Here is a 6930-nt window from a genome sequence, read left to right as displayed (position 1 = left end):
CTTGCATAGGAATGCAGGAGGTAATCTCAGGGTAACCTCGGAGAATACAACCATTGTGATGAATGACAGAACAGACCTGAAAGCATACGCCGTGTGCGACAATATCAGGGTAACGGTAAATAATTCGGCAGATCTTGATCTGGACGGGGATGCAGAGTATGCAGCCTTCAATCTAAAACAATCCTCAAGACTCAACGCACGGAATATGAAGGTGAGTTCTGCCGATCTTTATACTTCAAATAAGTCAGATGTCTATGTGAATGCCACAAAGAATCTTGAGGTATACGCCAAAGGCAGCAGTAATGTGTATGTGTATGGAAATCCAAAATTGGAGATAAAAGGATTTACGGACAAGTCAAAGATCATTAAGAGATAATTTTATACAGCTAAGAACATGAAGTTTAAAACTATTATGGCCATCGTGTTTGCCATCCTTGTAGTTGTTTTTTCATTGCAAAATTCAGCGGTCACACAAGTAGAATTTTTTTTCTGGGAGCTCTCCATGTCACGGGTACTGGTTATTCTAGGGAGTTTTGCTATAGGAGTATTGGTGGGTATTTTAGTATCATTAAAGCTGCCAAAATCGTATAAGAACGGATAAAATTTTATTGAGGCAAAAGGAAGGCCTCCTATTAAAAATCGAACAAAATAATAGGCACATAGGAATGAAAACCAACGTACTTATTGCATTACTGATTTTATCTTCATCCATTACGGGGTGTCGTTCTTCTGCTATTAAATACGACTCCTCTAAAATTGATTTTTTACATAATTTAGTGGAGGAAAGATCGTATGAAATTAATTCAAACTGGGCCTTTCCTTTAATGACACAAGGGCTTACGAGTATTGCTAATGCGGGCTTATTAAGGCCGGGAAGTACTGCCGGCAGTATAGATCTCATCGGAAATCCCAATTACTTAAAGGTCATTGGTGATAGTGTCTCTATTTCCTTGCCCTATTTTGGCGAACGTCAGATGGGTGGGGGTTATGCCAATAATGATATAGGTATAAAATTCGATGGAATTCCGGAGGACTATGTGGTTCAATGGGATGAAAAAAAGCATAGATATCATATAGAGATGCAAATAAGGCAAAAAACCGAAACCTTAGATTTTAATATAACCTTATTTCCTTCCTTAAAAGGGGATATTAACGTGAATAGCACACATCGCTTTTCCATACGGTATAGTGGGTCAACAGCTCCTATTTCTGGGGATTAGAAGATTCAACGATATCGCTATGGTCAAAGATGCCTTTGCCAAAATTGATTTAAATTAAAACCTACAATTTTAGATATGAAAAAACACTTTAGCTATTTCAACATTATCCTAATATGTATCATAGCCGTTACCGCTATTGCCTGCAAAGAGAAAGAAGTGCAAAAAAAGGAGGTAGTATTAACACCTTACAACGGCCCATTACCCATAGAAAACCTGAATCTCCCGGAAGGGTTTAAGATCGATGTGTATGCCGATGGGATCGATGGAGCGCGATCCATGGCCATGGGAGATGAGGGTACCCTGTTTGTAGGGACAAGAAACGATAAAACAGTCTATGCGATTAAGGATACTAATGGGGACTATAGGGCTGACATGATAAAGGTGCTCGATTCTACTCTGGAAGTACCCAACGGGATTGCCTTTCGAGATAGGGCTCTTTATGTGGCAGAAGTTGGAAGATTACTGCGTTACCCCAATATTGAAGCTAATTTAGAAACGCTACCAGAACCACAAGTGGTATATGATGACTATCCCCCCGAGTTTCATCATGGATGGAAGTATATTGCTTTTGGGCCCGATGGGAAATTATATGTACCTGTTGGTGCCCCTTGTAATATTTGCGACAGCACTGGCGTAGACCCACGCTATGGAACCATTACCAGGATGAACCCCGATGGAACCAACAGGGAGATCTATGCAAGAGGCGTACGAAATACGGTAGGCTTTACCTGGCATCCTGAAACGGGTGATCTTTGGTTTACTGATAATGGCAGGGATTTGATGGGGGATGATGTACCACCATGTGAATTGAATAGGGTGGAAGAGGCTGGTCAGCATTTCGGATATCCCTACTGCCATGGGGGCACTATTTCAGATCCGGAATTTGGGGACCAAAGACCATGTTCAGATTTTGTTCCGCCGGTACAGGCCTTGGGTGCACATGTGGCCCCTTTGGCAGTCAAATTTTACAGAGGAGATAATTTCCCACAAGAATTCCAACAATATGCCTTTATTGCCGAGCATGGGTCCTGGAACCGGTCTTCTAAAGTGGGATATAAGATCAGTCTTGTTAAACTAGATGGCAATAATGCAGTGAGCTATAAAACTTTTATAGACGGCTGGCTTAATGAATCTACACAGGAAGCCTTTGGCAGACCAGTAGATATGTTGTTTCTGGAAGACGGCTCCATGTTGATCTCAGATGACTATGGCGATGCAATTTACCGGGTTTGGTATGAAGCAAGACTTGCTACAAAATAACTTAGCAAGTAGACTGAATAGTACTATGTTAACAAAATCTTTTTCAAAGTTTTCCGTTTTAAACGTACCTTTACATCCTAAGTGCGATAGATAGCTTTATTTTTTATTTGTAATATATTTGGACTTTTAGCTCTCTACATTACTTTCGATTAGCAGTGCATACAGCTTGCTGTAGTTAGAGCGGAGACCTTCAGAATGGATCCTATCCATTTTTACTCAAAGGATTTTCTTCATTAGCCACAAGCGGAATACATAATTCCCAATACCACCCTTTTTTATACTCCGGGCGATATAGGTATCAGTTAAAGGAGTGTTCTTTTTAATACATAGTATATACATGGCAAGTTCTAATGACAATCCCACATTTTCCAGAACAAATAAAAACGACTTTTCTAAAACCTTGCGAAACAGGGTAAATGCTTATTTTAAATCAAATAATATAAGCAGGAATGCAAACTCCAGAATGGTTGTAAAGACCGTTATTATGTTGTCATTATTCTTTGTTCCTCTTATATTGCTCGGGAGCGGACTTGTTACCAGTGTCTGGATGCTTTTTGCATTATATATCATATGTGGCTTTGGTATGTCTGGCATAGGGATGGGGGTAATGCATGATGCAATTCATGGGTCGTATTCAAAGAATAAGACCATCAACCGGTTTTTGGGATATACCTTTAATATGATAGGGGCCAACGCCAAGGTTTGGAAGATCCAACACAATGTTCTACATCATACATATACTAATATAGAACATGCAGATGATGACCTGAATGCGCCATTTTTCCTGAGGTTTTCTCCACATGCAAAACATTACTGGGCGCACCAGTTTCAACATATTTACATCTGGTTCTTCTATGGGATCTCTACCATCTCCTGGATCACAACCAAAGACTATGTGCGCTTAAAAAGGTATAAAGACATGGGATTCTTCTCTAAAAAGAACGAGTATGCCAAAACACTGGTCAGTATGACCGCCTGGAAAGTATTGTATTACACCTATGCGCTGATACTCCCAATGATCATGGTACCACAGGCCTGGTGGATCATTCTGCTGGCCTTCTTAAGCATGCATTTTGTTACCGGATTATTGGTAAGCACAGTGTTCCAAATTGCCCATATTATGCCAGATACAGAATTTCCACTTCCGGATGGGGAAGGAGCTATGAAAGACGACTGGTATACTCATCAATTGGTAACTACTACCAATTTTGCTCCAAAAAATAAGGTATTATTCTGGCTTATAGGAGGCTTAAATTTTCAGGTAGAACACCACGTACTGCCAGATGTATGTCATATCCACTATCAGGAAATGGCCAACATTGTATCAGAAACCGCTAAAGAATACGGTATTCCGTACCATGTAAAGAAAAGCATGGGTCATGCCATTGTAGATCATATGAAAATGCTTCGGGCACTGGGTACTAAGCCCGTTCTACAAACTGCTTAGAAACCTTGGCTTAGACAATAGTAAGACCTATGCTGCTTTTCCTATTAGCGCAATTAAAAGTACCAGACTGCCAATAAGAATAAGGCCAGACCAATGCCATATTGGTCTTTTAACTTCTCCTTTCTTATGGTTGTATTGTTGCAATACCTCAGGAGGGAAATTTTTCTTTGTAATTGTCTTTTTACAATGGGTACATTCTGAAAATGCTTTTCTGCCAATAGGGAAGAAGGGGATCCAAAAAATATGGGCGTATTTGCCGTATACAACAAAATGTTGCACTCCTTTATTCTTACAATAGTCACAAGTACTATTGCTTTCAAAACTTCCAATATTGGTGGCACGGCTTCCAAAAATGATCATAATTATAATGGTTGGTTCCTATTTGAGTAAAACGATAGTGAATTTTAGATATTGTATGTGTCCCTGTTGTAGCTCCAATGAACTCAAGGAATTATACAAATTTAAAGGTATCAGAATAAGAAGTTTTGCCTTAGGATATACATTTGAGAAAAGTTGTGATCTCCCTTAAAAAAAACAGAATAATTGTAGAAAAAATACCCTTCAACTAATCAGGCTAAGTCATTGAACAACAATATTGTATGTGCTAGATCGTTGTACTAGGAGACAATCTCAAATCCAAAAACAAAATCATGAAATTATCTAAAGGAAGTATCAGCCTATTTCTTTGCGTCTTTATGGCCATTGGCTTATGCGCACAAGACCTATATCAAAAAGGGCAACTCCATTTAAAAAAAGGGAAGACCATAGATGCCTATATCCAAATTAATTTTGAATTTCCCCAGCGTTTTCAACAGAACATCACCTATGTTACCCCTAAAGATTATGATAAATACCTGCAAAGCGGAAAGCTAAAAGGGAGTATGAAAGAAAAATTAAACCCCGGAGATATAAAAGGATTTACCTTAGATAATGGTACTGTGTTTAAAACAGTGCGCTATGCCGATCTTACCGGAAAGGCCATTAAAATGATCCCAAAAAAGATGTGTCTGGAACAGACGGCACAGGGAGCCATTGAGGTATATAAACTATATAGCAGAACTACGGGGAGCATTAACCATGAACTGGCTGATATGATCTTTGAGGACAGGGCCAATTTAATTAATTATATTCAAGACAACTTTCAGATCCTGGTTCAGAAGGACAACAAAAACCCCACGAATATCATGCAGGTTAATTTGCTGAACTATATTGGGGACAATCCCAGGGTAAAAGAAAACTATACGAATAACCACTATGGCTTCCGAAACCAGTTTACCGAACAACAAAAAATGGGGAAGTACGTAAATAAAAAATACGAAGCCGCTTTTTTAAGTATGGTAAACGACTATAATCAGGAAGCTACAGAAGGTTCAGAAGCCAGATCTGAGGAGTAGGGTACCTGTATAAATGTATTAATAAAGCCCTATGAATTGTCATAGGGCTTTTTGTTTTAAAGAAATTGCAATTCCTTATTTGCTTGTTTTTTTATACTTCTCCATGGCTCGCTTGCTGCTTTCAAAGGCCATCACATCTAATTTCTCAGAGATCATGGTTTTGGAATTTTCATCCAGATCATTGATATGAAAACGCATTTCCTTATCTACCAGTCCGCCATAGCCCACATTCCCTCTCCAGATACGTGCAAAATCGCTTGTCCTGATGATACGCACTTCCAGGGCTAAATTTAGATGATATGTTCTCCATTTAATAGGCGCATATGTTGCTTTCCATCCCATAAGTGGAACAATAACTTCAATGATATATGCTGCCTCAATACCCTCATATTTAGACATATCCTTTAGCTCTGAATTGGATGAGTAGGGAAAAGGGGTATCCTGAATTTCCAGATCGGTTACCAATCCTTCTTCCTTAAAAAGTTGTGCCAGGTTCTTATGTACCCGTTGAGAAGGGTTATAAGAGTATTTTTTTAACGGATCTGCATCATCAGATTGGGTTAAATCTGCTATAAGTCCGGTTCCGGCGGCATCCTTTGGAGTCATGATGTACATAGGAGGCGCTTCATAGTGCACCATTAGTACTTTGGTGGTTTTTAGGTTTTCTTTTTCTTGCTCGGTAAGTTTGCCCTTTTTCTGTGCGTGCAACATGTTTCCGGTGATGGCTACGAGCAGGCAGCATAGAATTGATTTTTTTAATAGGTTGTTCATCTGGTTATTTATTTAAATGACCCATACTGTTAGGATCAAATAAGATTATTTGGGTTGAATTGTTTTGGTTTTTATAAAACGAATCTTACCTGGCTATATTGTTTATGCCCTGCTGTAGAACGGATGTAAAGGCGAAGTAGATAGAAAAGTTAAGGGTGGCTTATATAGTATTTGTTAATAAACATAAGCAAGTACGAGGAGCTTTACTTTTTAATTTGATTTGTGTAAATTAGTAAAGGCATTTCTTAAAAAAGTATTGTTTAATGTATAAAAGAATTAGAAATGGTAACAAGCGTATTTATTTCAATTATTGCCGGTATTATATTTTTGTTGTTTGCCATACTTTATCCAAAGAACCCCAGCCTTAGAATAATTATTGGTGTAATAGGGGTAGTATTGCTTTTTTACGGGGGTTTTAGTTACGGGGCCATGAATCCCATGGCATATATTGAAACGTACGACACCGGAAACAAGTTACAGGTAGAATATCCTGTAAAAAGGGTACAAGTAGTATCACCTGTTGATGGGGATACGGTAACCTGCCGTATTCTGACATTTGGGGTGTATCCTGAAACACTTACAAATGATATTTGGGTGCTGTTAAAGCCTTCAGACAACAAATACTATCCACAGTCTGACTATACCAATACCTCTTATAAAGAAAATGGCAAATGGCAGGTAGTGACCAGATTTGGGGGTGACCAGGGCGAAACCTTTGATTTAGTAGTGTACGAAACAGATACCGGGGCTTCACAATTTTTTAGTGAGACCATAGCCACATGGAAAGCTGCAGATGACTACACAGGTTTAACTATGGAAGAATTGCCAGCAGGTGCTT

General features: G+C 38.9%; 9 protein-coding genes. 7 read left to right on the top strand and 2 right to left on the bottom strand.

Features of this window, described 5'->3' with window-relative positions; translation table 11 throughout:
• From Q0X72_RS12680 to Q0X72_RS12660, 5 genes are all read left to right on the top strand, one after another.
• Positions 1-376 (top strand): DUF2807 domain-containing protein (locus Q0X72_RS12680; RefSeq protein ID WP_297766080.1); only part of this gene is annotated, 376 nt, incomplete at its 5' end.
• Positions 377-394: 18 nt separating this feature from the next.
• Positions 395-601: a lipopolysaccharide assembly LapA domain-containing protein gene (locus tag Q0X72_RS12675; protein ID WP_297766077.1), complete on the top strand. Its 207-nt coding sequence runs from the start codon at positions 395-397 to the stop codon at positions 599-601.
• Between the two features lie 64 nt (positions 602-665).
• Positions 666-1220 carry a DUF4251 domain-containing protein gene (locus tag Q0X72_RS12670; protein WP_297766074.1) on the top strand — a complete coding sequence of 185 codons (555 nt, stop codon included), beginning with the start codon at positions 666-668 and terminating at the stop codon, positions 1218-1220.
• Between the two features lie 75 nt (positions 1221-1295).
• The gene (locus tag Q0X72_RS12665; protein ID WP_297766071.1) at positions 1296-2480 is read left to right on the top strand and encodes a PQQ-dependent sugar dehydrogenase; all 1185 of its coding nucleotides are present in this window, start codon (positions 1296-1298) and stop codon (positions 2478-2480) included.
• 337 nt (positions 2481-2817) lie between these two features.
• The gene (locus Q0X72_RS12660) at positions 2818-3927 is read left to right on the top strand and encodes an acyl-CoA desaturase (protein ID WP_297766069.1); all 1110 of its coding nucleotides are present in this window, start codon (positions 2818-2820) and stop codon (positions 3925-3927) included.
• Positions 3928-3954: 27 nt separating this feature from the next.
• Here the strand turns inward: Q0X72_RS12660 and Q0X72_RS12655 are convergent, their stop codons facing one another.
• Positions 3955-4287 carry a zinc-ribbon domain-containing protein gene (locus Q0X72_RS12655; protein ID WP_297766066.1) on the bottom strand — a complete coding sequence of 111 codons (333 nt, stop codon included), beginning with the start codon at positions 4285-4287 and terminating at the stop codon, positions 3955-3957.
• A 290-nt stretch (positions 4288-4577) separates the two neighbouring features.
• Between Q0X72_RS12655 and Q0X72_RS12650 the strand changes: the two genes are divergently transcribed.
• Positions 4578-5321 (top strand): hypothetical protein, encoded by a 744-nt coding sequence (locus tag Q0X72_RS12650; protein WP_297766063.1) that lies wholly within the window; start codon positions 4578-4580, stop codon positions 5319-5321.
• Between the two features lie 75 nt (positions 5322-5396).
• On the opposite strand, the gene Q0X72_RS12645 is transcribed toward Q0X72_RS12650, so the two are convergent.
• Positions 5397-6092 (bottom strand): hypothetical protein, encoded by a 696-nt coding sequence (locus Q0X72_RS12645; RefSeq protein WP_297766060.1) that lies wholly within the window; start codon positions 6090-6092, stop codon positions 5397-5399.
• A gap of 282 nt (positions 6093-6374) precedes the next feature.
• Between Q0X72_RS12645 and Q0X72_RS12640 the strand changes: the two genes are divergently transcribed.
• A partial coding sequence (locus tag Q0X72_RS12640) for a hypothetical protein (RefSeq protein ID WP_297766058.1) occupies positions 6375-6930 on the top strand: 556 nt, incomplete at its 3' end.

Source organism: uncultured Muriicola sp. (assembly GCF_947258935.1).
In the GTDB taxonomy this organism is placed as follows: domain Bacteria; phylum Bacteroidota; class Bacteroidia; order Flavobacteriales; family Flavobacteriaceae; genus Muriicola.
This window is presented reverse-complemented; position numbering and strand designations above follow the sequence as displayed.